Source organism: Myxococcus virescens (genome assembly GCF_900101905.1).
GTDB classification, from domain to species: Bacteria; Myxococcota; Myxococcia; order Myxococcales; family Myxococcaceae; genus Myxococcus; species Myxococcus virescens.
The window spans coordinates 202374-225910 of record NZ_FNAJ01000008.1; the positions used below are offsets into that span (position 1 = coordinate 202374).

The 23537-nt window shown below is 71.2% G+C and carries 21 protein-coding genes; 11 read left to right on the top strand and 10 right to left on the bottom strand.

The window, feature by feature from the left end; all coding sequences use genetic code 11:
• Positions 1 to 29 precede the first annotated feature (29 nt).
• The 4 genes from BLU09_RS23370 to BLU09_RS23385 are packed head-to-tail and all read left to right on the top strand — an operon-like array spanning position 30 to position 7039.
• Entirely contained in the window at positions 30 to 2657 is a 2628-nt protein-coding gene (locus BLU09_RS23370; protein WP_244171963.1) for a penicillin-binding protein 1A, read from the top strand.
• On the top strand, positions 2654 to 4012 hold the full coding sequence (locus tag BLU09_RS23375; protein WP_090491720.1) for an FG-GAP repeat domain-containing protein: 1359 nt from the start codon (positions 2654 to 2656) through the stop codon (positions 4010 to 4012). The genes BLU09_RS23370 and BLU09_RS23375 overlap by 4 nt, the downstream gene beginning before the upstream one ends.
• Positions 4009 to 5379, top strand: coding sequence for an ABC transporter substrate-binding protein (locus BLU09_RS23380; protein WP_090491721.1), 1371 nt, complete (start codon positions 4009 to 4011; stop codon positions 5377 to 5379). The genes BLU09_RS23375 and BLU09_RS23380 overlap by 4 nt, the downstream gene beginning before the upstream one ends.
• A gap of 10 nt (positions 5380 to 5389) precedes the next feature.
• Positions 5390 to 7039, top strand: coding sequence for an ATP-binding protein (locus BLU09_RS23385; RefSeq protein WP_090491723.1), 1650 nt, complete (start codon positions 5390 to 5392; stop codon positions 7037 to 7039).
• Position 7040: 1 nt separating this feature from the next.
• On the opposite strand, the gene BLU09_RS23390 is transcribed toward BLU09_RS23385, so the two are convergent.
• From BLU09_RS23390 to hpf, 4 genes are all read right to left on the bottom strand, one after another.
• On the bottom strand, positions 7041 to 7865 hold the full coding sequence (locus tag BLU09_RS23390) for a class I SAM-dependent methyltransferase (RefSeq protein ID WP_090491724.1): 825 nt from the start codon (positions 7863 to 7865) through the stop codon (positions 7041 to 7043).
• Between the two features lie 52 nt (positions 7866 to 7917).
• Positions 7918 to 8250: an SMR family transporter gene (locus tag BLU09_RS23395; protein ID WP_011555157.1), complete on the bottom strand. Its 333-nt coding sequence runs from the start codon at positions 8248 to 8250 to the stop codon at positions 7918 to 7920.
• 137 nt (positions 8251 to 8387) lie between these two features.
• Positions 8388 to 10484: an MXAN_5187 family protein gene (locus tag BLU09_RS23400; RefSeq protein ID WP_090491725.1), complete on the bottom strand. Its 2097-nt coding sequence runs from the start codon at positions 10482 to 10484 to the stop codon at positions 8388 to 8390.
• Between the two features lie 144 nt (positions 10485 to 10628).
• Positions 10629 to 10988, bottom strand: coding sequence for a ribosome hibernation-promoting factor, HPF/YfiA family (gene hpf / locus BLU09_RS23405; protein ID WP_090491726.1), 360 nt, complete (start codon positions 10986 to 10988; stop codon positions 10629 to 10631).
• A gap of 169 nt (positions 10989 to 11157) precedes the next feature.
• Here hpf and BLU09_RS23410 point away from each other — a divergent pair, with 169 nt between their 5' ends.
• Both BLU09_RS23410 and BLU09_RS23415 read left to right on the top strand, forming a co-directional pair.
• Complete coding sequence (locus BLU09_RS23410) at positions 11158 to 11520, top strand: response regulator (protein WP_026114334.1); 363 nt, start codon at positions 11158 to 11160, stop codon at positions 11518 to 11520.
• An 83-nt stretch (positions 11521 to 11603) separates the two neighbouring features.
• On the top strand, positions 11604 to 12086 hold the full coding sequence (locus BLU09_RS23415; protein WP_090491728.1) for a putative signal transducing protein: 483 nt from the start codon (positions 11604 to 11606) through the stop codon (positions 12084 to 12086).
• Between the two features lie 6 nt (positions 12087 to 12092).
• Here the strand turns inward: BLU09_RS23415 and BLU09_RS23420 are convergent, their stop codons facing one another.
• Together BLU09_RS23420 and BLU09_RS23425 are read right to left on the bottom strand one after the other, a co-directional pair.
• The gene (locus BLU09_RS23420; protein WP_090491729.1) at positions 12093 to 13058 is read right to left on the bottom strand and encodes an N-acetylmuramoyl-L-alanine amidase-like domain-containing protein; all 966 of its coding nucleotides are present in this window, start codon (positions 13056 to 13058) and stop codon (positions 12093 to 12095) included.
• Positions 13055 to 14110: a HEAT repeat domain-containing protein gene (locus BLU09_RS23425; protein WP_090491730.1), complete on the bottom strand. Its 1056-nt coding sequence runs from the start codon at positions 14108 to 14110 to the stop codon at positions 13055 to 13057. The genes BLU09_RS23420 and BLU09_RS23425 overlap by 4 nt, the downstream gene beginning before the upstream one ends.
• Positions 14111 to 14187: 77 nt before the next feature.
• On the opposite strand from BLU09_RS23425, the gene BLU09_RS23430 reads away from it, so the two are divergent.
• Together BLU09_RS23430 and BLU09_RS23435 are read left to right on the top strand one after the other, a co-directional pair.
• A complete protein-coding gene (locus BLU09_RS23430) occupies positions 14188 to 14505 on the top strand; it encodes a DUF4398 domain-containing protein (RefSeq protein WP_011555164.1) in 318 nt (105 codons plus the stop codon).
• A gap of 17 nt (positions 14506 to 14522) precedes the next feature.
• Positions 14523 to 15932, top strand: a complete 1410-nt coding sequence (locus BLU09_RS23435) for an OmpA family protein (protein ID WP_167371142.1) — start codon at positions 14523 to 14525, stop codon at positions 15930 to 15932.
• A gap of 92 nt (positions 15933 to 16024) precedes the next feature.
• On the opposite strand, the gene truD is transcribed toward BLU09_RS23435, so the two are convergent.
• From truD to BLU09_RS23450, 3 genes are read right to left on the bottom strand one after another with little or no spacing between them, the layout of a single operon-like run.
• Complete coding sequence (gene truD / locus BLU09_RS23440; protein ID WP_090491733.1) at positions 16025 to 17059, bottom strand: tRNA pseudouridine(13) synthase TruD; 1035 nt, start codon at positions 17057 to 17059, stop codon at positions 16025 to 16027.
• Positions 17056 to 18393 carry a DUF4388 domain-containing protein gene (locus BLU09_RS23445; protein ID WP_186817914.1) on the bottom strand — a complete coding sequence of 446 codons (1338 nt, stop codon included), beginning with the start codon at positions 18391 to 18393 and terminating at the stop codon, positions 17056 to 17058. The genes truD and BLU09_RS23445 overlap by 4 nt, the downstream gene beginning before the upstream one ends.
• A 7-nt stretch (positions 18394 to 18400) precedes the next feature.
• Complete coding sequence (locus BLU09_RS23450; RefSeq protein WP_090491735.1) at positions 18401 to 19387, bottom strand: DsbA family protein; 987 nt, start codon at positions 19385 to 19387, stop codon at positions 18401 to 18403.
• A 72-nt stretch (positions 19388 to 19459) separates the two neighbouring features.
• Here BLU09_RS23450 and BLU09_RS23455 point away from each other — a divergent pair, with 72 nt between their 5' ends.
• Both BLU09_RS23455 and BLU09_RS23460 read left to right on the top strand, forming a co-directional pair.
• Positions 19460 to 20521 (top strand): asparaginase, encoded by a 1062-nt coding sequence (locus BLU09_RS23455; protein WP_090491821.1) that lies wholly within the window; start codon positions 19460 to 19462, stop codon positions 20519 to 20521.
• A 60-nt stretch (positions 20522 to 20581) separates the two neighbouring features.
• Positions 20582 to 21493: a GGDEF domain-containing protein gene (locus BLU09_RS23460; protein ID WP_026114337.1), complete on the top strand. Its 912-nt coding sequence runs from the start codon at positions 20582 to 20584 to the stop codon at positions 21491 to 21493.
• A gap of 23 nt (positions 21494 to 21516) precedes the next feature.
• Here BLU09_RS23460 and BLU09_RS23465 read toward each other — a convergent pair whose 3' ends face one another.
• The gene (locus BLU09_RS23465) at positions 21517 to 23130 is read right to left on the bottom strand and encodes a HEAT repeat domain-containing protein (protein ID WP_090491736.1); all 1614 of its coding nucleotides are present in this window, start codon (positions 23128 to 23130) and stop codon (positions 21517 to 21519) included.
• 111 nt (positions 23131 to 23241) lie between these two features.
• Between BLU09_RS23465 and rpsU the strand changes: the two genes are divergently transcribed.
• Entirely contained in the window at positions 23242 to 23436 is a 195-nt protein-coding gene (rpsU, locus tag BLU09_RS23470; protein ID WP_002614080.1) for a 30S ribosomal protein S21, read from the top strand.
• Positions 23437 to 23537: the final 101 nt, after the last annotated feature.

Sequence of the window (23537 nt, forward strand, 5' to 3'; positions counted from 1 at the left end):
TCTAACCTGCGGACTTTCTTTCCAGCGCAATGACCACGGCTCCCCAGATGCCCTCTTCGCCTGATTCCTCCACACCCACTCCCCCCGCGCCGCCTTCGCGACCGGGGTTCGGTGCCCGGCTGTGGCGCTGGACGAAGCGGCTGCTCATCACCGGCCTCGTGTGCCTGGTGCTCGGCGCCATCACCGTGGCGGGCGGCTACGCGTACTACAGCCAGGACCTGCCCTCCGTGGACGCGCTGCGCAACTACCAGCCGCCGCAGGTGACGAAGGTGACGTGTGGCGACGGCACGCTCTGCGCCGAGTTCGCGCACGAGCGGCGCACGTTGATTCGCGTGGAGGACCTGCCGCCCCACGTCCGCAATGCCTTCCTGGCCGCCGAGGACGCGGACTTCTACAAGCACGAGGGCCTGGACTTCTTCGGCATCACCCGCGCGGCCATCAAGAACCTCATCCCCAACAGCCGCAAGTCCGGCGCGTCCACCATCACCCAGCAGGTGGTGAAGAACCTGCTGCTGTCCCCAGAGCGCAGCTTCTCCCGCAAGGCGCGCGAGTGGATTCTCACGCCACGCGTGGAGGAAGCGCTCACCAAGGACCAGATTCTCTCGCTCTACATCAACCAGTCCTACTACGGGCAGCGCCGCTACGGCATGGAGGAGGCGGCGCTCTTCTACTTCGGCAAGCACGCCAAGGACTTGAACGTGGGCGAGGCCGCCGTGCTCGCGGGCACGGTGCAGCTCCCGCACCGCATCAACCCGGTGACGAACATCACGCGGGCGAAGTCGCGTCAGCGCTACGTGCTGGACCAGATGGCGCGCAACGGCTTCGTGTCCGCGGACGTCGCGGAGGCGGAGAAGGAGAAGCCCATCGTCCTGGCTCCCCGGCGGGGCAAGGTGGTGGGGCCGTATTACACGGAGGAGATTCGCCGCACGCTCATCGCGCGCTACGGCGAGCAGGCGGTGATGGAGGGCGGGCTGCGCGTGGACATCGCCATGGTGCCCAAGCTCCAGCTCGCGGCGGAGCAGGCGGTGCGTGACGGCCTGGAGGCGGTGGACCGGCGCCAGGGCTACCGCGGTCCCCGTGGCGCGCTGGAGAAGGGCCAGTGGGAGCGCTACCGGGCCCTCATCGCCACGCGCATCGAGGAGGCGGGCCGCCGGCAGAAGGACCAGGGCTACGTCGCGGACCTGTCCTCGCTGGCGAAGGTGGAGAAGGAAGAGCCGAAGACGCCCGAGACCGCGGGTGCGCCCCTGGACCCGCTGGAAGAGGAAGGCACCGAGGAGCAGCGGCCGGACCTGTCGCCCGAAGACGAGGCGCCCCTCTCCGCGGACCAACTCCTGGCGCAGTCCGTGCGCCTCAAGCCCATGGAGGAAGGCCTGCGCCTCACGGGCTACGTCATGCAGGTGGATGACAAGCGCAACGTGGCGCGCGTGGACCTGGTGGGCCGCACCGCCGAAGTGGCCTTCACGACCGTCTCCTGGGCGCGGCAGAAGGGCAAGAGCGCACCGAAGAAGATTTCCGACGTCTTCACGGAGGGGCAGCTCGTCTTCGTGCGCGTGCTCAAGGCACCACCCGCGCCAGCCTTCGTGGAAGCGACGCTGGACCAGGTGCCCGAGGTGCAGGGCGGGCTGGTGGTCATCCGTCCGGAGAACCGGCACGTGGTGGCGCTGGTGGGCGGCTACGACGCGGAGCGCTCGTCCTTCAACCGCGCCACGCAGGCGAAGCGGCAGCCTGGCTCGTCCTTCAAGCCGTTCCTCTACGCCGCCGCCATGGGCAGTGGCCGCTACACGCCGCTGTCCAAGGTCAATGACGCCCCCGAAGCCGTCCGCGACCCGTACACGGGCAAGACGTGGAAGCCGCAGAACTACGACCGCCAGTTCCACGGGCCGATGACGCTGCGCGAGGCGCTCACCAAGTCGAAGAACACGGTGTCCGTGCGCCTCATCGAAGCGCTCACTCCGGCCACCACCATCGACTTCGCGCGCCGGGCTGGCATCCACTCCCCGCTGCCGGAGAACCTCACGCTGGCCCTGGGCACCGGCGAAGTCACGATGCTGGAGGCCGCCAACGCCTACGCCACGCTCCAGGCCAGTGGCCGCTATGCGGAGCCCCTGATGCTGCTGCGCGTGCGCGACGCGCGCGGCAAGGTGCTGGAGGAGCATCAGCCGGCCTTCGAGGAGACGCTGCCGCCCGCGGTGGCCTACCTCACCACGTCGCTGATGCGCAGCGTGGTGGAGGACGGTTCAGGCCGGGCCGTGCTCGCGCTGGAGCGCCCCGCCGCTGGCAAGACGGGCACCACGCAGCAGTCCCGCGACACGTGGTTCTCCGGCTACACGGCGGACTGGGTGGCCAGCGCGTGGGTGGGCTTCGACAACAACGCGCCGCTGGGCGGCAGTGAGACGGGTGGCCGCGCCGCGCTGCCCATCTGGCTCCAGTTCATGCGCGTGGCCCACGAAGGACTGCCCACGCGGGAGTTCGAGGTTCCCCCCGGCGTCGTGCAAGTGCGCATCGACCCCATCAGCGGACTGCTGGCGGGCAACTCCGTCCCGGGCCGGCTGGAGCCCTTCCTCGAAGGCACGCAGCCCACCGCGGAGGCGCCGCCGCCGGGACAGGTGACCACCGACCAGTTCTTCCTCGACGAAGGCAACAGGCGGGGACTGTGAGCCCCGCCCGGGCCCTGCTGCTCGCCCCCGCGCTGGCCACGCTCGTGGCGCCGGCGGCGCCGGCGTCCGACACCACCGCCGCCATTCCCCGGCTCGCCCGGCAGGTGACGGGGGCCGTGCGCGCGCAGCGTGGCGTGGAGTCGCCGGTGGCGGTGAATGTCACGGGCGGCTCGGCCGAGCTCCGCCGCGCGGTGAGCACGATGCTCGCCTCGCAGCTCTCCTCCGCGGGCCTGCCGCCCGTGGTGCTGGAGGCGCCCACGGCCGATGCCGCCGAGGCGCTGGCGCGCGCGCAAGGTGCCCGGACGCTGGTGCGGCTCTCGCTGGACGTCGAAGGCGGCGCGCTGCGCGCCCGAGGTGATGTGATTGGCACCTGGGTGAACTTCTGGTCCGGCCGCACGCCCACGCGGCCGCCCAAGCCCGCCGCCACGCTGGTGGAGACGGTGCCCGCGGACCCGACCGTGTTGGCGCTCGCGTTGGAGGGTGCAGGCGCTTCGCCCACGTCGCCCCCGGAAACGGGCCCTCAAGGCATCCGGCTGCTGGGCGCGGCGCTGGCGCGACTGGAGCATCCCCTGGCGGCGCTCGCCGCCGGGGACCTGGACGGGGATGGCCGGGATGAAGTGGCGGCCCTGACGGAGCATGACGTCTCCGTCTTCGACGCGGAGGGGCGGCTCGTCGCACGCAAGGAGCTGGACTCCCTGCCTGCTGGAAGCGCCACCACCCGGGAGCCCTTTGGCGCGTTGGCGTTCCTGCCGGGGCCCCCTCGGCTGGCCGCGTGGAGCACCCGCCATGCGCACGGCGAGCTCCTGGCGCTGGACAAGACCCGCGCCACCCTGCGCGCCGTGGGGACGCTGGACACGGCGCCGCTGGGCGCCACCGAGCGAGGCACCTTCGTCCCGGGACAGACAGCCTTCGCGCCCACCCTGAAGCTGGCGGAGGGCCGCACGCTGACGGTGCCCGCGCCCTTCACCACCGCGAGCATGGATGCCCAGCGGATGCTGTTCGTCCACCCAGATGGCACCGCGGCCTTCTACGCGCACGCGGGCGCGGCACCGGCGCGCTGGACGAACCTGGGCGCTGGCAGCGCGCTGGGAGACCTGGATGGGGACGGCGTGCCGGAGCTCATCACCACCTCGACTCAGCTCACCCCCGCCCCCGATGTGCTGCGCGTGCACGGAACCTCCGGGGACGACCCCGGCACGCACGAACCGCTGTGGCAGGGCGCCCTGCCCACGGGCCGCGCGCTGTACGTGGTGACGGCCCGCCTGGACGGCGACAAGCGCCGCGAGGTCATCGTGGGCCTCTGGAAGCCGGACGGCACCAGCGAGCTGTTCCTCCTGCGCCAGGGGGCGCCATGAGACTCCGCTCCACCCTTGCCTGCCTCGCGTTGCTCGCGTCCGCGTCCGCGCAGGCGGCCGGCCGTCCTCGTTACGGGGGTGAGCTGCGCGTCGCCCATGGCGGCCCGCCGGAAGTGGCCGAGCCCGCGCTGGCCGACACGCCCCTGGAAGCAACACTGCTGGGGCTGCTTTCCCCGCCGGTGTGCCGTGCCACACGGGACGGCGGCTTCGAGCCCGCGCTCGCGCGGGAGCTGTCACGCCCCACGCCCCAGTCCCTGCGCATCACCCTGCCCAACCCCGCGTCCGCCACCGCGCTCGCGCGTGCATGGATGCGGCTGGCGAGCAACGACGGCGCATCCCCGTACCGGGCCCTCTTCCATCCGCTGCGCGGTGAAGCGCGGCAGGTGACGCCCCAGGGCGCCACGCTGGAGCTGACGCTCGCCTACCCCTGGCCGGACCTCGAGCGCGCGTTGTGCCATCCGGCGCTGGCGCCGCCCGCCGCCCCCAACGCGCTGGGCCCCTTCACCGCCGCGGGACGCGGGGCCCTGGAAGCGCAGACGGCCTGGCCCCAGGGGCGCCCGTACCTGGACCGGTTGCTGCTCACCGCCACGGACCAGCGCGGCCTCTCCCGGCTGTGGTCGTCCCGGCAGGTCCAGGTGGAGCTGGGCGTCGCGTCGGAGACGGACACCACGGCCGGCGCGCCGCTCTACGCCACCTTCCTGGCGTTCTCCCCTCGGCGGCTGCCCCCGGACTTCCGGCAGGCCGTGGAGAGCGCCATCGACCGCGAGGACCTGACCCGACTCTTCGTCCAGGCGCCCGCGCAGCCCATGCCGCACCTGCTCCCGCCGGTGATGCTGGACGCGCCCGCGCGCCCCCGGCCGTCCGCGCTGCCGGCGAGCCCCGCGCGGACGGTGACGCTGCGCTACGACGCATCGGTGGAGGACCAGCGCGCGGTGGCGGAGCGCATCCAGGTGAAGCTGCACGAGCGAGGCTACACCGTGGCGCTGGAGGCGCTCCCGCGCGCGGCCCTGCGCGCCCGCTGGGCCCAGGGCGACTTCGAGCTGATGCTGCACGCGCTGCTGCTGCCCCCCATCCCCGGGCCTGCGCTGGCGGTGGTGCTGGATGCCGGTGGGCGCAAGGACTTGCTGGGCGTGGAGTTGCCCGCCATCGGCGCGCTTGCATCCTCCGCTGCGCGGGACGCGCGGGCGCGCGAGCGAGCCCTGGCCCTGGCCGCGTCCGTGCCCCTGGTCCCCCTGTACGTGCAGGGGCTGGGAATGCGCTTCGCTCCGGACGTGGGCGGGGTGATGATGGATGCACAAGGCCTCCCCTCGCTGGACGGACTGCACGTGCTTCCACCGGAGGGGACGGCGATGGGAGGACGTCCTTGAGGAGAACGGCATGCGCTTGAGGACGCGGCTGGCGCTCGCCTTCGCCCTGCTGGCCCTGGTTCCGCTCGCGGTCGTCGTGCCCCCCACCCTCACCCGCTTGCGCGACACGTTGTCGCGCGAGCTGGACGCGCGCATGGAGGCCGCCACCGCCTCCGCGCAGGAGTCCCTGGAGCGCTCCAGCGCCACGGCCCGCCGCGCGGTGGAGGAGCTGGTGGACAGCACCAGCATGGAGGACCTGGCCCGCGAGGCCCGCGACCGCCCCACCCGCGCCATCCAGGCCGGCACCGCCGAGGCCCTGATGAAGAGTCGCGGCCTGAGCGTGCTGGCCCTCTTCGACCGCGAAGGAAGGGTGCTCTCCTCCGGCCACCTGCCCGCGCGCCGGGGAGACCCGGACCCGGCCCTCTTCGCCGTCACCCAGCAGAAGTCACCCCGGCCCGTGCCAGTGCGCGTGGAGGTGCGCACGGCCTCCGGACTCCGTCAGCTTCCGGCGCTCGTCACCGCGCGCCCGGTGGACTTCGGGGACCTGCGGCTGTGGGCCGTGGGCGGCGTGCTGCTCGATGAGAGCCTGGCGCAGCACCTGGCCCGCCTCACCCAGACGCAGGTGACGCTGCTGGCGGGTGACACGCCCCTGGCCAGCGCGGGCACGGCCGAACCACCGACGGTGACGAAGGTGCTGCCGCTGGGAGAAGCGGCCACGGTGCGGCTCGTCTTCAGCCGCGCCGCCGCGCGTGAAGCGGAACAGGGCGTCATGCGCGCCTTCCTCCTGCTGGCGGCGCTGGGCGGCACTTTCGCGGTGCTGCTGGGCCTGCTGGTGTCCCGGTGGATGACGCGGCCGGTGGAGGCCCTCACCGAGGGCGCCCGGCGCGTGGCCGAAGGCGCGCTGGAGTCCCAGGTGACGGTGGAGGCCAGCGGCGAGGTGGGCGAGCTGGTGCGGACGTTCAACCGCATGACGTCCGAGCTGAAGGCCACCACCGAGCGGCTGATGGCCAGCGAGCGCATCGCCGCGTGGCAGGAAGTGGCGCGGCGACTGGCCCACGAAATCAAGAACCCGCTGACGCCCATCCGCATGTCGCTGGAGACGCTCCAGGCCGCGCAAGAAGCGAAGCACCCGCGCTTCCCCGACATGTTCAAGGAGAGCGCGGGCGTGGTGCTGGAGGAAGTGGACCGGCTGCGCCGCATCGTCGACGAGTTCAGCCACTTCGCGCGGATGCCCAAGCCGCAGCTGGCGCCCGTGGACCTGGGCGAGCTGGCGCAGAGCGTGCTGGCGCTGTACGCCACGCCTCCGGCCGGCATCCAGATTCTGCCCACGCTCCAGACGGGCGTGGTGGCGCGGGCGGACCGCGACCAGCTCACCCAGGTGCTGGTGAACCTGGTGAAGAACGCCGAGGAGGCCATGGCATCCACGGGTGGCACCCTGCGCGTGCGCGTGCGCTCCACCGAAGCCGACGCCATCGTCGAGGTAGAGGACAGCGGCCCCGGCATTCCCCTGGAGCACCGCGCCCGGATCTTCGAGCCCTACTTCACCACCAAGGACGGCGGCACCGGCCTGGGATTGGCCATCGCCTCGCGCATCCTCCAGGAGCACGGCGGCAAGCTGGAGCTTGGCGGGGAGCCCGGCCACGGCGCGCGCTTCAGCCTCGTGCTGCCGCGCGCGGCCTGACTCAGACGCGGCGCTCCGCGAAGCGGACGTGGACCAGCGCGGGCAACCGCTCCTTCACCCAGGGCAGCCTGTTGAGACCGTTGTAGCCGTACCGGAAGAAGCCCCGCGGGAAGGTGTAGGGCTTCAATTCCACCTGGCGGATTCGCGGCGCCCACCGCCGCAGCGTCGCCTCCAGCGCGTCGCGGTTGATGCCCCAGGGCATGGGTGGCAGCTGGTACGCGAGGGTGCGGCGCAGCCCCTTGAGCGTGCGCCGCGAGAACCAGCGGGGAATCGTGTCGAAGAGGAGCTCGGCGCCCGGGAAGCGCTCGGCGATGTCCACGATGAGCCGACGGACGTCGTCTTCCTCGAAGTACATGAAGAGGCCCTGCGCGACGATGAACACGCCCTTGCTGGCGTCCACGCGGTCCATCCATGCGCGGTCCAGGGCGCTCACCGGGCAGTGCATCAGCCGCTCGTTCGGCGTGAGGAAGCGCTCCCGGATGGCCACGGCTTCCGGAAGGTCCACGCTCAGCCAGCGCAGCTGCCCGTTGTCCAGCCGATGCGCCTGCGTCTCCAGTCCTTCTCCCAGCGACACCACGAAGCCGTCAGGGTGCGTGGCCAGCCACGCGCGAATGGTCCGGTCCATCGCCACCGCGCGAATCGCGAGGGACGGCTCCGCGCGGCCAAAGGACTTCTCGAAGTCGTAGTCGATGGCGCCGTAGATGCGCAGCGCCTCCGCGTCCTTCAGGACGCCGTCCGGCCGCTTCGCCTCCCCTGCCCGGGAGTGCAGCGTCCAGAGCATCGTCTCCGGAATCCCCGTGAGGTTCGGCACGTACCGCGTCTGCATCGTCCCCCTCCTGATATCAACGACATCTCCCGCGCGAGCTCCGCCAGGCGCCTCAGTGCGCCGCCGACCTGGAGAAGGTGTTGATGACGATGACGCCCGCCAGGATGAGCCCGATGCCCACGAGCGCGGGGACGTCCAACCGCTGGCCGTGAAGGAGCCACGCCACACCGGAGACGAGGACGATGCCCGCCCCGGACCAGATGGCGTAGGCGATGCCCGTGGGGATGGTCCTCAGCGCGAAGGACAGGCAGAAGAAGGCCACGCCATAGCCCAGCACCACGAGGATGGACGGCCCCAGCCGCGTGAAGCCGTTGGAGCTCTTGAGCGCCGAGGTCGCCACCACCTCGGCCACGATGGCAATCCCCAGGTAGACCGCGTTGTGCATGAACCGCCTCCGCGGGCCTCTATAACCACGGGCTCCGAAGGCGGCCCGCGCGAACGTCCGAAACGAGAAGGCCCGCGGCCTCTCGAGGAGACCACGGGCCTTCTGCGCTTCAGCAGCGGCCAGGGCCGCGCTCGGGCTCAGTCCTTGACGGGCGTGGCCTTGAGGGCCGCCTTGCCTTCCTTCACGTAGACCTGGAAGCGCACCGTCTTGCACGCGTACTTCTGGACGAGCTGCTCCTTGTTCTTGCGGAGCTTCTGCACGAACTTGTCGTACGTCAGGCCGTCGGCCGCCTCGCCACACCGCTCACGGGTGGTGAGGAACTCGCGGAAGACCTCCTGGAAGTGCTGCTCGTCGGTGAGCGCCACCGCGGAGTTGCCCAGGCCCGGCAGCGGAATCGCGGCGGGCTGAGGGGCGGAGCGCGGCGGCGGCATGGGGATGGCGTCCGACGTCGGAGGCCGCGCGCTGGCCTGGAGCAGCTCGCGCGGAATCGCCGCCACGCGCGTCGTCTCCGGGCTGTCCGGTGCGGCCTGGGAGGCCGCCAGGGCAAAGGGGTCCGCCGCCTGTTGCAGCGAGTACGCCGCCGTGGGCTGGTCCTCGAAGGCGAACGCGCCCCGGCGAGGCGACGCGGGCGACAGCGGCTCGGGCCCACCGAAGGACTCGGGTGAGGACTCGAACGGCATCGCCCCCGCGTGCGCGGGCTGCTGCGGCGGCGCGGGGAACGGGAACGCCTCGGCCGAGCCGAAGGGGTCCGCCGCGGGCGCGGGCGCCGGAGGGGCAAAAGCAAACGGGTCCGCCGCGGGGACTGGAGGCGGAGCCGGCGGGGCGAACGCGAATGGGTCGCCCACCGGCGCCTGCGCCGGGCGCGACATCGCGAACGGGTCTCCCGCCGGCGGCGGCGCCTGCAGCGCGAACGGGTCGGCGGCGGGCGCGGGGGCCGGAGGAGCAAAAGCGAACGGGTCGGCGGCAGGGGCGGGAGCCGCGGGCGGCGGCGCAAAGGCGAACGGGTCCGCAGCGGGTGCCGGAGCGGCGGGCGGCGGCGCGAAGGCGAACGGGTCCGCGGCGGGGGCCGGAGCGGCGGGCGGCGGCGCGAAAGCGAACGGGTCCGCGGCGGGCACAGGGGCCGGCGGCGGCGTGACGGCGGCCGTTGCGGGCGCCGAGGCCATGGCGGCCGACAGGCTCAGCGTGTCGAAGCTGCCACTGGACGCCTCCGCGTCAGCCGCCTTGCGGCCAGAGCCCATCATCAGCGTCCACAGGAGGCTCAGGCCCAGCAGGCCCGCCAGGGCGAACAGCGCGTTCTGCTGATACGCGGCCAGCGTCCCCAGCACCGGCTGCGTGCTGGCGATGGCGAGCACCTCCAGCGGCGTGCCGGCCAGCGCGCGGCGCGAGCCCACCATCAACGGCGCGTTCCCACCCAGGGGGTCATTCTGGGTGAAGACAGGCAGCGCCACCGGGCCCAGCTCCAGGAACTTGCCCGTGCTCAGCACCACGCCTGAGGCATCCGCGGCGACCTTCGTCAGCGAGCCTTCCGCCAGCAGCTTCTGCGGACCGGCGACGCCCGCCAGCGCGTCGCCCTTCACCAGCGCCAGCGCGGCCGCGTCCGACGCCTGGACGGCGGCCTCCAGCCCGGCCTCGTCCAGCAGCGGCGCGCCCAGCACCAGCGTCACCGCCGGCGCTCCGGCGTTCCACGACAGCGGCACCACGGCGAAGGCATGCGGCGCACCGAAGGCATCCACCACGCTGGCCCCGGACTTGACGAGGCTCACCACGTCCAGCTTCGCCGCGTCCGAGGACGGCTCGGCCCCGGCCACCGCATGGAACTGCGTGTCCTGGGCGACCACGGCCACCACCGCGCCCTTGAGTTCCTGGGGAATCAAGGCTTCGACGGCGCTGCGCACCGCGGCGAAGCGCTCGGCGGTGAATGCGCGGGCGGCGGTGGCATCCACCTCGGCGCGCTCACGCTCACGCTCACGCGGGTTGCGCGGCGCGGGCTGCTCCGGAAGCGGCGGCGCGGCGGCGGACACCACCTCCGGCATGGCCGCGAGCTTCAGCGCCAGCGACTGCACTTCGGCACGACGAGAATCCACACGGCGCGCCACCTCGGCGGCGCCCGCGGAAGCCTGGGCCGATGCACCGGCGACGGCGCGCTCGCGCAGCGGTCCCGACAGCATCGGCAGATGAGCAACGCCCAGTCCGATGACCAGGAATGCGAAGACGAGGAACTTGAGGCGGACCATCGCCGTCCTTTTAGCCCGAGGTTGAAGGGTTCCGCTTATAGCGTTCACCGTTCGGCCCCAGCAAGATTCGGGCACTGGACACGACGAGCCCGGCCGCCAGGTGTACGACCTGAGGGGCCGGGCTCTTGCCGCTGCCAACCGCGATTAGTAGGTGGGAACGTCGGCCGCCACGTCCTCGGGCAGGCCGTTGGTATGAACGTCGCGCCGTTTCCCCAGCATGCGCTTGAGGCTCGTCTCCAACCGGTCACGCGATGCGTCGATGGCGGGGAACAACGAGTCCGCCGTCTCCGTCACATGCACCGAGGAGAGCCCGGGCAGTCGCACCGTGACCCGGCATTCCTTGTCCATGCCGCCCTTGGGCCCGTTGGTGTCCACCAGCGAGATGTCGATTTCCGCTGCCTCGTCATCCGCGAACCGTTCGATATGGCGCACCAGGTGTTCGTCGACATACGACTTGAGAGCATCCGACAGGTTCAGGTGCACTCCACGCAGCAACACCTTCATGGCATTTCCTCCGAGCCCAAAGATGGGCAGCCTGACGCCCGGTGGTGAGCCACCCCCTGCCCATTAATGGAGCCCGCCTGACGCTCCCCTGCTCTCCGGCCGGGTGGGCAGCGAAGCGCTCGCATCCGGGATGGACGAATCCCCACCGCCGCGCGGGTTTCTCAAGGGCATGGGCGCTGAACGAATCAAGGTCTTGCTGGTCGAGGACGACGGGGACAGCCGGGAGCTGCTGGCGGAGCTGCTGGAGTCGGAGTTCGACGTGAAGACGGCCACGGATGGCCTGGCCGGCCTCGAGATGTTCGAGGCCGAGCACCCGGACGTGGTGGTGACGGACGAATCCCTCCCAGGCATGTGCGGCACCGAGCTCGCGCAGAAGGTCAAGGAGCGCGAACCCCGGGCCCGCGTCATCCTCGTGTCCGGTTACACACAGGTGCAGGGCTCTGAACACTGTGACGTGGTGCTGCGCAAGCCCATCGACGTGGAGCGCCTCAGCGCCGCGGTGTGCAGGCTGGGCGACGAAGCACGACACTGAACGAAGTGACGAGCCCCGGGTGCCGTCTACGGCCCCCGGACCTACTATTTTCCTCCAGACACCCACGGGCTGGAGGGACGGCGATGAAATACTGTGCCAGGTGCGGCTCCGAGTATCAGGACAGCGTCAACGCGTGTGCTGACTGTCCAGGCAACCCGCTCCTCGTGAGCGCGGAGGAGATGCGCAGCAGGGGGCTGCCGCTCCCGCATGAGCTGGATACCCGTGTCTTCGTCCGGGCCGGCTCCGCGGAGGACCCCTTCACCGCCGAGGTCTACACGCAGCTCCTCCAGGACGCGAACATCCCCGTCCTGGTGCGCGCGGGCCGCTCGGGTGTCGTGGACAAGCTGACCACCGGCAACGTGCTGCCCTGGTGGGAAATCCACGTCCCCGCCGACCAGCAGGTCCGGGCCACGACGCTGATTGAGCAGGAGCGCCTGCGGGAGCTGGCCACCAACGACGAGGCCGCCGCCGCCGCGGAGGCCGAGGAGCGGGAGACCGAATCCCCTGCCGCGGAGGCCGAGGAGCGGGAGACCGAATCCCCCGCCGTGCCGCCACCGGCCTACTGAACGCGCTCAGGGCACCGGGCGCGCCACCGAGCCGCCGCTCGCCGTATCGGGGCGGCGTGGCTCGAAGAGGCTGACGCCCGTCACCTTCCACTTCGAGTAGCGGCCGTTGCGGGCCAGGAACGTCTCCAGGTCCTCGTCCACCACGCGATTGTAGCCGCCGCGTGAGGCGTGGCGCAGGTACGTGCGCTTCTTGCGCTGCACCACGAAGCCCAGGTGGGTGATGCGGGTGGCCTTCAGCGGCAGGTCCTCGCGCATCACCACCAGGATGGTGCCCGAGGGGATGTCGCGCGCGTGCGCCATCACCCGCTCCAGGGGCAGCATGTTCAGCGGGTACGTGCCCACCACCTGCTGCGCCTTGGGCAGGCCCAGCGCCTGCGACGAGCGCGACTGCCAGGTGACCTTCGTCAGCGACTTCGTCACCGTGACGGCGTCATCCCCCGCGTAGCGCCGCGTCACGTCCGTCAGGAAGCCCTTGCGGATGTTGTTGGGCAGCCACTGCGCTTCCATGAGGTGGTTGCGGTCCTCATAGGTGGGAGAGCTCGCGTAGCGGATGCGCTCGAGCAGCGGCGCCACCTCGTCCTCGCTGCCCGCGAGGCTCAGCGCCATCGACTGCTCCACGAAGGTGAGGCAGTCCACCGCGTCCAGCCGGAAGGTGGGGTCGGGGTCCACGCCCTGGCCCTCGCCCAGCGGCGACAGGACATAGGGGGTGTTGATGAAGCGCTCGCTCATCCGCAGCAGCCGCCCGGCCAGCGGCGCGTCCGCGTCCTCCGACACGAGCGCGGCGCGCGCCTCCGCGCTGAGCCCCACCCAGCCATTGGGCTTCACCGGACGGGCCGTGGCGAGCTGCTTGGACGCCGAGGGCGACTCCAGGAGCACTTCGGCACCGGGCCGGGTGTCCACGTCCTCCGGGGGCGTGGGGACCGCGGGCGCCTGCGACAGCAGGGCCGCGGCCAGGACCGCGACGACCTTCATTGCGCGACACCCGCCTTGCGGAGGATGGCCTTGCGCCGGTCGTCACGCAGCTGGAGCGTCTCCAGCTCCCGCTCGTACGCGAGCTTCTCGTCGGACTTCGCGTTCCACGACGCCAGCACCAGCCACTCCAACATCGACGCGTCCCCGCCCTCGTGGAGGATGCGGGCGGCGCTGGCGGCCAGCGCGCGGTCCTTGTCCTCCAGCAGCGGCTTGAGCGCGGGGGAAGCCTTCTTCGCGCTGACGCCTTCGTAGAGCTCCAGGCCCTGCCGGCGCACGAAGCGGTCGTCCGAGCCGAGCAGCTTGCCCGCGAAGGCGAAGCCCTCCGGCGAGCCCAGCCGGCACAGGCCGCGCGCCGCCGCGAAGCGGGTGCTCTCCGAATCGCTGGCGAGGAACTCCTTGAGGGCCGACGCCTGCTTGGCGTCCCCGGCCTCTCCCGCGGCGGCGAGCAGGGCCGCGCGCACCTCCACCTCCGGCTCCTTCCGGGCGGTCTTCACCAACAGGGCGCCCATCTTCGGATTGCGCGAGGCGCCCAGGGCCCGCGCCGCCTCGCGGCGGACCCCGCTGCTCTTGTCCTCCAGCAGCGGCACCAGCACCTGGGTATGCCGGCTGTTGAGCTTCGCCAGGCCCTGCGCGGCATACATCCGCACCGCGCTGTCCTCATCCGACGCCAGGCCCGCAAGGGTGGGCTCGGCGGCGCGCGTTCCCAGCCCCGCAAGCACCGCGGTGAGGTTGCGGCGCAGCCGCTCCTCGTGGACGGTGCGCAGCGTGGAGGCGATTTCCCGGGCCGCGTAGGCTTCCTCGCGCAGGAAACGCAGGCGGGAGACGGCCGCGGGGACGGCGCCCCCCTGCACCACGGTCTGGATGACCGCGTCCGTGTCCGCGCGCCGGGAGCTCCGTTTGGCGGCGGACGCGGGTCCGGACAGGGCGGTCCAGGGGAGGAGCAGCGAGAGCAGGAGGACGAGTCGGACGGACGGAGGCACGGGCCCCCGACGATGGCAAGGGCGGCGCCGGCCGTCAAAGTCCCACCACATGCCCGGTTCCCCGGCCGGCACGTCTGCCCGATTCTTGACCCTCCAGGGAGCGATTGATACGACCGCCAGGTTTCACCTCTCTCTCAAGGCGCCACCCTATGAAGAAGCTGATGGCGTTGGTGGCGGTGTCGGGGACGCTCACCGCGTGCGGCCCCGTGAAGTCCACCGCGAACATCCTCGACGCTGAAGTGCAGATTCAGGCCGCGCGCACCGCCGGGGCGGAGAAGCTCGCGCCCTACGAGTGGACCGCCGCCAACCTGTACATCGGCAAGGCCCGCGAGGAGGTGGGGTACTCCGACTATCAAGCCGGCGTCGACTTCGCCGTGAAGGCCTCCCGCTACGCCAACGAGGCCCGCGAGAAGGCCATGGCCGTGGCCGGAAGCACCGAGCCCGGCGGCCGGACTCCGAACCCGTGATGACCGAGCGCTTCCCGATGACGCGTCCTTCCCTGGTCACGCTGCTTCCCCTCCTCCTCTCTCTCTCCTGTGTCAGCGGCAGCAAGATTCGCGCGGACACGGAGGTGCTCGCGGCCAACGTGGAGCGAGCCCGCCGTAGCGGCGCCCTGCGCTGCGCGCCCGTGGAGCTGGCCACCGCCGAGGCCCACCTCGACTTCGCCCGTGGCGAACTGAGTCAGGGCAACAGCGGCCGCGCCGACACCCACGCGCGCACCGCCGACGCCGCGGTGAACCGCGCGCTGGAGCTCTCCAAGAACTGTGGCCCGCGCCAGGTGCTGGTCCGCGACCGGCCGGAGGCTTCGCAGGCGCAACAGCCCCAGCAGCCGCAACAGCCGCAAGTGGTGGTCCGTATCGAGGAGACGGACAGCGACGGCGACGGCATCCTGGACAAGGACGACCCCTGCCCCGACCAGGCCGAGGACATGGACGGGTTCCAGGACGAGGACGGCTGCCCCGACCCGGACAACGACAACGACGGCGTGCTGGACGGCAACGACAAGTGCCCGCTCACCCCCGGCGTGCCGGAGAACCAGGGCTGCCCGGCCGAGGCGCCCAAGGACCGCGACGGCGACGGCATCATCGACTCCGAGGACAAGTGCCCCGACCAGGCCGAGGACAAGGACGGCTTCCAGGACGAGGACGGCTGCCCCGAGCTGGACAACGACAGCGACGGCATCGTCGACACGGCCGACAAGTGCCCCAACGAGGCCGGCCCCATGCAGAACCTGGGCTGCCCCATCGTCGACAAGGACGGTGACGGCGTCCTCGACGTGGACGACAAGTGCCCGGACGAGCCCGAGGACAAGGACGGCTTCCAGGACGAGGACGGCTGCCCCGACCTGGACAATGACGGCGACGGTACGCCGGACGTCCAGGACAAGTGCCCGAACGAGGCCGGCCCGACGGAGAACGGCGGCTGCCCGGACAAGGACACCGACGGTGACGGCATCGTGGACCGGCTGGATGCATGCCCCGAGGAGCCGGGCGTCCAGGAGGAGCGCGGCTGCGCCAAGCAGTACAAGATGGTCGTCATCAAGCGCGACCGGATTGAAATCAAGAAGCAGATCCTCTTCAGCTCCGGCTCGCACAAGATCTACGGCAAGCAGAGCACCGCGGTGCTCGACGACGTGGCGCAGGCCCTGCGCGACGCGCCGTGGATCAAGCGCATCCGCATCGAGGGCCACACCGACTCGATGGGCAACGACGCCTCCAACCTGCGGCTGTCCCAGCGCCGCGCGGACGCCGTCATGGCGCAGCTCCTCCGCCGCGGCATCGACCCGGGCCGCATCCAGGCCGTGGGCTTTGGCGAGACGCAGCCCATTGCCCCCAACAGCACCAAGACGGGCCGCGCGATGAACCGCCGGACCGAGTTCAAGGTGGCGGAGTAGCAACCGCCCTGCCCCGGCCGCACCTGGCCGGGGCACGACGCACCAGACGCCTCCGGGGCCTCGCGCCCGCGGAGGCGTCGTCGTTTCGGGGCTCAGCCGTCCTTGAGCAGCTCGTGGAGGACCTCGGTGGCATACGCGCCCCGAGGCAGCTCGAAGGTGAGCCAGAGGTCCTCGCCGTCCGCCGTCTTCTCCGCGGTCAGCTCGGGCGAGCCCAGGCGGACGCGGTAGGGGCGGCGGCTGCCTTCCGTCTCACCACCGCCGCGCTTGAAGTCCTCCGGTGTGACGCCCGCTTCCGCCAGCAACCGCGCCTCGAGCTCAGCCACGGCTCCGGCGGAGGCCGTCATCTTCGGCCCGAAGAGCGGGCCTGCCGGGCTCACCTCGAAGGCGGCCACGCGGGGGCCGTCCACCTCGGGTGACTCGCACGCGAAGAGGCCGCCCGTCTCCTCCTTGCGCAGCACGTCGCCGGCGAGCGCGGTGGCCAGCGTCCCCGCGTGCAGCCGCGCAGCCAGCGCCTGGTTGAAGAGGCGCGACTGGAAGGCGGACAGGTACAACTTGCGCTGGAAACGGTCCGGCCGCTTCGGCAGCCGCTGGCCCAGCACCAGCAACCGGCCCAGGTCGGCGTTGTCCCCTGCCCGGCCGAAGCGCTGCTCGCCGAAGTAGTTGGGCACGCCCTGCGCCACCAGCCGGGAGAACGTCTCCCGCGCCGCGCCCGAATCCTTCACGTCGCGCAGGCGCAGGCGGAAGCGGTTGCCCCGCAGGTGTCCGGTGCGGAGCTTGTTGCCGTGGCGCTTCGTCCACAGCACCTGGACGCCGTCCAGGGCGAACTCCGGCACCTTCGGCTCGGCGCGCGCGGGCACGGACACCAGCTGCCGGGTGATGGCGTGCCGGTCCTTCATCCCCGCCACGCCGATGTCGTCCTCGGACACGCCCAGCGACGCGGCCAGCGCGCGCACCAGCTCACGCGTGTCGCGGCCCCGCTTCTCCACCCAGAGGTAGAGGTGCTCGCCCTCGCCGGAAGGCAGGTAGGCGGGAACCTCCTCGACCTCGAAGTCCTCGGGAACCAGCTTGAAGGCGCCCCCACAGCCGGGCACCTCCGCCGTCAGGCGCGGCCAACCAGAATCCGTCACGATACCTCGAGCGTGGACAGCAGTTCCTTCACGCGGCGGGCCAGGTCCTCGTCCGCGCGTGACTCCAGCAACTCACCGGCCTGGAAGAGCAGGAAGAACATCATGTCGCTGAGCGCCTGCCGGAAGGTCGCCAGGGGCTCACTGCCCAGCTGCGCGCGGTGGCGCTCGAAGCTCTCGATGAGCTTGTTCTCCGGGAGGCTGCCGTCCGGAGCGAAGGCCAGCCCTTCCAGCACCGGCGACGACGACAGGCCCTGACCGGAGAGGGCGGCGTTGGCCGCGGCGATGAACTCGCGATCCATGCCCTGCTTGGCCACCTCGTCGCGAATCTCCCGGAAGATGAAGTTGAAGACGCGGGCCACCGGGCGCGGATCCACCGTCACCACCGGGCGCGCGGGCGCGCGGGCCGGGGCCTGCGCCGTGCGCTCGGACGGCTGGGGAATCGGCGTCGGGACGCCCGGGCCAGGAACCATCAGCGGCTTGTCCGTCACCGAGGCGAAGCCGCCCTCCAGCAGGCGGAAGACCACCTTGGTGACGTCGAATTCCGACAGGCGCGCTGCGTGCCCCAGCTCCAGAATCGTGCGCCGGCCGTCGAGCAGGCCCAGCACCCGGTCCTCGTCCTCCTCCAGCTTGCCGTCCGAGGCGCGCTTGCGCGTCACGTACAGCCGGCCGTGGGGGATGCGCTTCCGGAAGTGCGCCATCTCGTCAATCTTCCGGATGCTGTCCATCAGCAGGCTCTGCGTGGACAGCTGGATGATGTGACCGGACTTGTCCTCCACCGGCTGGTCGATGAGGAAGAAGGTCCCCTCCCGGCACAGGACGATGGCGTGGAAGATTTCGCTCACCTGGTGGGTGACGCACTTGAAGAGGTCGTGCGACTTGAGCAGCCCCTTCTCCACCAGCGAGCGCCCCACCTTGGAGGGCGGTTGCTCACGCAGCGCCGCCTCCACCTGGGCGCGCTCCACGTAGCCCATCCGCACCAGCACCTCGCCCAGCCGGTCGGCCGGGTCGTCGGAGGAGGCGCCGCGCACCTCACCCTCGCGCAGGGTGACGGAGCGCTCTCCGCCCGGCGAGTGGACGCGCACCACGCCGCTCCAGCGCGACTGGCTGAGGAAGGCGATGAGGTCCGACAGCGGGAAGCCGCCCGCGTCCCCCGCCAGCACCACGCGCGGCACTGGGATGGAGCCGCCCTCCGCGGGCGTGCGGGAGAACACCAGCAGGTCGGGCGCCGTCGCCATCAGCGCGTACGTTCCCGAGCGCCCCGCCAGCGGTGAAGGCACATGCCGGTCCTCGGGGACGAGCTGCGCCGACGCGTCGATGCGGAAGCGGGGTGTCATGGCGGCGTCAGTCAGCCGCCCAGGCGTTCTTGTTGGCGGACCACTCCAGCTCGTCTTCCAGGCTGTGCGACAGCATCTCCGCCTCCACGAAGGACAGGTCCAGCGCACGTCCGTTGAAGTACACGGAGGGCGTGCCGCTGATGCCCGCCGCGCGGCCCTGGCTGCGGTAGCCGTCCAGCTCTTCCTTATACGCGTCCGTCTTCAGCAGCGCCGCCAGCTTTGCGCCATCCAGGCCCAGCGACGTCGCCAGGGCGGCAATCGCATCTGGCTTGAGGTTGGACTGGTGCTCGAAGAGGGCGTCGTGCATCTGCCAGAACTTGCCCTGGTCCCTCGCCCACAGCGCAGCCTGCGCCGCCGGCTTCGCGTTGGCGTGCATGGACAGGGGGAACGGCAGGTAGCAGAAGCGCACCTGCTGCGCGTGCTTCTTGGCGAAGGCCTCCAGCACCGGGCGGGCCTTGGCGCAATACGGGCACTCGAAGTCGGAGAACTCCACCACCGTCACCGGCGCGCCGGCCGGGCCCATGCACATCCGGTCATCCACCTTGAACTGCGCCCGCGGGTCGCGGAAGGCGGAGTAGTACGTCGACAGGGAGAGGATGACCTCGGTGGCCGGGCTGCCCTCGGACACCCTGCGCGCGGCCAGCTGCGCCATGCGCCGGGCGTGCTTGCAGGGAGTGTGCGACTTCAGACAGGTGCCCAGCGTGTGGGGGCAGCCGCAGTAGCAGAACTCGTCATTGAAGACCGTGCCCAACTCCCGCTTCGCCGTGGGCGACAGCGAGGAGAAGTCCATGCCCGGGATGCCCGACACGGCCGCGGCCGGGTCCACGGGCGCGGTGGCGGGCTCGGCCGGGGCCGGAGCGGCAGGAGCCTGCGGGGCGGGCGACGCCGACTGCCCACCCGTCGGGGCCGCGCTCTCGGGATTCTTGCACCCTGGGGCCGTCAGGACCGCGACGGCCAGCAGGGGAACGACACGCTTCCAGCAGAAAAGGAGCACGCGGCGGGTCTTAGCGACGCGCGCGGGGCTTGTAAAGCAACGCCAGCCTTGGCAGGGAAGCGCCTGTTCATCATGCCCAGAGTCCTGCTGCTGCATACCGGGGGTACGCTCGGAATGGCCGGGGGGCGCCCGTCCGCCCTGAAGCCCGCGGCCTTCTTCAAGACACTCAAGGCCCGCGTGCCGGAGCTGTTCGAGCTGGCCGACATCGAGCTGGAGCTGTTCAGCAACCTGGACAGCTCGGAGATGCAGCCGGAGCTCTGGAGCCGGATGGCCGCGCACCTCCACGCGCGCCTGCCCCACTTCGACGGGGCCGTGGTGACCCATGGCACGGACACGCTCGCATACACCGCGAGCGCCCTCTCCTTCATGTTGCGCAACCCGCCCTGCCCCGTGGTGTTGACGGGTTCGCAGCGGCCGTTGGGCAAGATTCGCTCGGACGCGCGGCTCAACCTCATCGACGCGGTGCTGTCCGCGCTGCACGGGCCCCGCGAGGTCACCATCTGCTTCGACTCGCGCCTGTACCGGGGCAACCGGGCGCGCAAGGTGAAGGTGTCCGAGTACGACGCTTTCGACAGCCCCAACTTCCCCGTGCTGGGCACCCTGGGTGTGGACACCACCTTCGAGCCGGGCCTCAAGTCCCGCGGGGCCTTCCGCCTCTATGAGCGGTTGGACGCCAAGGTCTTCCTCCTCAAGGTGTACCCGGGGCTGGACCCCGCGCTGCCGCTCCAGCTGCTACCGCACGTCCGGGGACTGGTGCTGGAGGCCTACGGGGCAGGTAACTTCCCCATCGACCCGGAGCTGGGGCGCTCGCTGACGCCCCTCTTCCTCCAGGCGCGCGAGCGAGGCGTCCCGGTGGTGGTGGTGAGCCAGGCGCACCGGAACGGCGTGGACCTTTCCTTGTATGAGTCCGGGGCGGCGGCACTGGAGGCCGGGGCGATGGGCGGCGCGGACATGACGCCGTCGGCGGCACTGGTGAAGCTGATGCAGGGGTTGGCCTATCACTCCGGCGCGTCCGGGGCCCTGGCGCGCTACATCCAGAGCCCGGTGGCCGGAGAATTGACCGTCGGAAGGCCGACAGTCGCCCCGGAGGCCCCCGCCGGCCCCCCCGCCACTCGGCGGCCCCGAGGAGAGTAGTGGAGAGTCGGGCAGTATGCTTGCCGCCGCGAAAAGGCGGCCCGTAAGATGGGTGCCGCGATGTCCGAGGAGAAAACTTCCGTCCATTCGATTTCGGACCTGCTGGGCAGTGCCCAGCAGCAGAGCGCGTATCTGATCGTCATCAGCGCCAAGTCCGCGGCGGGCATCGGGCGGATGTTCAAGCTGGACCGCTCCGAGGTCGTCCTGGGGCGCAGCTCCGAGGCGCAGTTCCAGGTCGAGGATGACGGCATCTCCCGCAAGCACGCCAAGGTGGTGGCGCTGGGAGACGGCCGGTTCCAACTGGTGGACCTGGCCAGCACGAACGGGACGTACCTCAACGGCCTGAAGGTCAACGCCGCCCCGCTCTACGACGGCGACAAGATCCAGATCGGCTCCAACACCGTCCTCAAGTTCTCCATCCAGGACGCGCTGGAGGAGCAGTACCAACGCAGCATCTATGAGTCCGCCACGCGTGACGGCCTCACCCGCGTCTACAACAAGAAGTACTTCCTGGAGACGGTGCGCAAGGAGTTCAGCTACTGCCTGCGCCACCGGGTGCCGCTGTCGCTGGTCCTCTTCGACGTGGACCACTTCAAGAAGATCAACGACGCGTATGGCCACCCGGCCGGTGACTACGTGCTGACGCGCATCGCCCAGCGGGTGAGCGACACGGTGCGCACCGAGGACCTGCTCGCGCGCTACGGCGGCGAGGAGTTCGCGCTGATGCTGCGCGAGTCCGCCGAGGACCAGGCCCTGGCGTGCGCGGAGCGCTGCCGGTACGCCGTGGACAAGGCCGACTTCGTCTTCAGTGGCACGCCCATCAAGGTGACCATCAGCCTGGGCGTGGCCACGCTGCTGGACTCGGACTTCTCCCAGCCCGAGGACCTCATCGCCGCGGCGGACAAGTACCTGTACCGGGCCAAGCGCGCGGGCCGGAACCGCGTGGACGCGAAGGCCATCAGCGGGCTCTGAGTTTCGGGCGCGGCCCCCCGCGCCTACTGGCCGAAGCCCAGTCGCCGGAGCGCCTCGCGCGATACGTGCTTCACATGGGAATCCGGGTCGCGCGCCGCTGCGTCCGATAGCGCGGCCGCCGCCTGCGCTCCACCAATCCGGCCCAGGGCCGTTGCCGCGGCCACCCGCACAGCGGCCTCCGCGTCCTCCCGCAGACACCCGGCCAGCGCCTTCACATGGGACGCGCGGCCAATCTGCTCCAGTGCCTCGGCGGCGGCGGTGCGCACCACCACATGGTCCGACTCCAGCAGCAGCGCGGCCTCATCGCCGCGGGACGTCTGCCGTTGAAGCGCCAGCAACTCCAGTGCGGCGCTCACCACCTCGGGAGCCCCGTCCCCCAGCGCACGCGAGGTGGCCTCCGACACTCCTGGCTGCCGCGTCGTCAAACCGCTCAAGGCCCGCACGGCCCCTGCCCGCAACAGCGGCTGCTCATCCGCGAGAAACGGCTCCACCGAGGACACCCGGTCCCGAGCCCCCTCGCCACAGTCCGCCAGCTGTGCCAGCGCGGCCCCTCGGACGGACGCGGCCAGCGCCTTGTCCCGAGCCGTCCCCAGGAAGAACGCCGCACACCCCTTCTCCCTCGCCATGGCCTCCAGCCACGGCCGAGCCTGCATCGCGTCACTCGACTCGATGCGCCGCTCCGCCGCCGTGCGCAGCGGGACGCCTTCCGCCTCGGCCAGCGCTCGCGCCGCATCCCGGCGCACCCACCGGTCGGAATCACCGAGCGCCCGCTCCAGCTCCCGCATCGCCAGCGGCCCATACACTCGCAACGACTCCACCGCGCGTCGGCGCTGAAGTGGATCCGCCACGGTCAGCTCCGGCTGCATGCCCTCCAGCTCCTTCGAATACACAGCGAAGAGCCGGTTGATGCGCGCCTCCTCCGCGGGCTTCGCCTCATCCAGCAGCATCCGTCCCACCGACGACCGGCTGCGCCCGGCCACCACCTTGAGCGCGCTGGCGCTGACCGCATCCACGCTCTCCGGCCGCGTCGCCATGGCGTCCAGCAGGACGCGTGCGGGCTTGCGGCTCAGGAACGCGGCCAGGTGGGCCAGCGCCGAGCCCCGAACCGCCAGGTCCTCCGCGTACAGCTCCAGCTCCAGCGCCTCGCGAATGGCCTCCCGCCGCCCCCACACGCGGGCCGCGGCGTTGGCGCCGCGAGGTCCGGCATCTCGCAGGAACTTCGCGGAGGAAGCCCCGGCCTCCGCCGCGGCGCGCGCCGCCGTCAGACACGCCGTCAGGTTGGACGACACCGGCGCCTCCATGACCCAATCCGCCAGGGCCCGGCGATCCGTGACGCCCTGACGTCTGGCATCCGCGCGCACTGCCGCCCACCTCACCCGCCAATCCGGGTCCTTCATCGCGGAGACGAGCGGCGCCCGGGGAATGGGCCGCTGCCCCGCCAGGCCCTGCACCCAGGAATCCACGCGGCCACCCGGCAGGCAGCTACCGCAGGTCCGAGCGCGCAGGGCCGGATCCGTCACGTGCCGCTGGCAGGACATCCAGCACTCACGGGTGGGCGTCCCTCCCTGCTGCTGGCCGGTCGTCAGGAGTACCACCAGGAGGAGGGCTGGGCTCACGAGGCGGACAGTGTAGTCCATCCGGCTTAGCCTTTTCGTCCAGCGTCCTTGCGTTTTCCCTCTCAGTGGGTCATACCCGCTGCCCCTTTTGATCTACACCCACATCTACGTACGGCGGAAGGAGGTGACTGCATGCCCGGTATCCGAGTGAAGGAAGGAGAGTCCATCGAGAGCGCCCTCAAGCGCTTCAAGAAGGCCACCGAGAAGGCTGGAATCCTTTCCGAGATCCGTAAGCGCGAGCACTACGAGAAGCCTTCCGTGAAGCGGAAGAAGAAGGCCCTCGCCGCCAAGAAGCGCGCTGTGAAGAAGGCCCGCAAGTCGTTCTAGGCGCGTGCCTCGCGCGTGGAGCCGGGGCGCCACCGATGTCAGGTGCCCTGGCTCCCGCCGTCGAAGTCCCCCTGAACAACGTCTTACCCTCCGGAGCTGCG

Excerpts from the sequence above, each read along its gene's own strand:
- BLU09_RS23430 (WP_011555164.1), top strand. The coding sequence starts at position 14,188 with ATGAAGAAGCTGATGGCGTTGGTGGCGGTGTCGGGGACGCTCACCGCG.
- BLU09_RS23460 (WP_026114337.1), top strand. The coding sequence starts at position 20,582 with ATGTCCGAGGAGAAAACTTCCGTCCATTCGATTTCGGACCTGCTGGGC.
- BLU09_RS23385 (WP_090491723.1), top strand. The coding sequence starts at position 5,390 with ATGCGCTTGAGGACGCGGCTGGCGCTCGCCTTCGCCCTGCTGGCCCTG.
- hpf (WP_090491726.1), bottom strand. The coding sequence starts at position 10,988 with ATGAAGGTGTTGCTGCGTGGAGTGCACCTGAACCTGTCGGATGCTCTC.
- BLU09_RS23400 (WP_090491725.1), bottom strand. The coding sequence starts at position 10,484 with ATGGTCCGCCTCAAGTTCCTCGTCTTCGCATTCCTGGTCATCGGACTG.
- BLU09_RS23410 (WP_026114334.1), top strand. The coding sequence starts at position 11,158 with ATGGGCGCTGAACGAATCAAGGTCTTGCTGGTCGAGGACGACGGGGAC.
- rpsU (WP_002614080.1), top strand. The coding sequence starts at position 23,242 with ATGCCCGGTATCCGAGTGAAGGAAGGAGAGTCCATCGAGAGCGCCCTC.
- BLU09_RS23370 (WP_244171963.1), top strand. The coding sequence starts at position 30 with ATGACCACGGCTCCCCAGATGCCCTCTTCGCCTGATTCCTCCACACCC.
- BLU09_RS23435 (WP_167371142.1), top strand. The coding sequence starts at position 14,523 with ATGACGCGTCCTTCCCTGGTCACGCTGCTTCCCCTCCTCCTCTCTCTC.
- BLU09_RS23455 (WP_090491821.1), top strand. The coding sequence starts at position 19,460 with ATGCCCAGAGTCCTGCTGCTGCATACCGGGGGTACGCTCGGAATGGCC.
- BLU09_RS23380 (WP_090491721.1), top strand. The coding sequence starts at position 4,009 with ATGAGACTCCGCTCCACCCTTGCCTGCCTCGCGTTGCTCGCGTCCGCG.
- BLU09_RS23415 (WP_090491728.1), top strand. The coding sequence starts at position 11,604 with ATGAAATACTGTGCCAGGTGCGGCTCCGAGTATCAGGACAGCGTCAAC.
- BLU09_RS23420 (WP_090491729.1), bottom strand. The coding sequence starts at position 13,058 with ATGAAGGTCGTCGCGGTCCTGGCCGCGGCCCTGCTGTCGCAGGCGCCC.
- BLU09_RS23445 (WP_186817914.1), bottom strand. The coding sequence starts at position 18,393 with ATGACACCCCGCTTCCGCATCGACGCGTCGGCGCAGCTCGTCCCCGAG.
- BLU09_RS23390 (WP_090491724.1), bottom strand. The coding sequence starts at position 7,865 with ATGCAGACGCGGTACGTGCCGAACCTCACGGGGATTCCGGAGACGATG.
- BLU09_RS23395 (WP_011555157.1), bottom strand. The coding sequence starts at position 8,250 with ATGCACAACGCGGTCTACCTGGGGATTGCCATCGTGGCCGAGGTGGTG.
- BLU09_RS23465 (WP_090491736.1), bottom strand. The coding sequence starts at position 23,130 with ATGGACTACACTGTCCGCCTCGTGAGCCCAGCCCTCCTCCTGGTGGTA.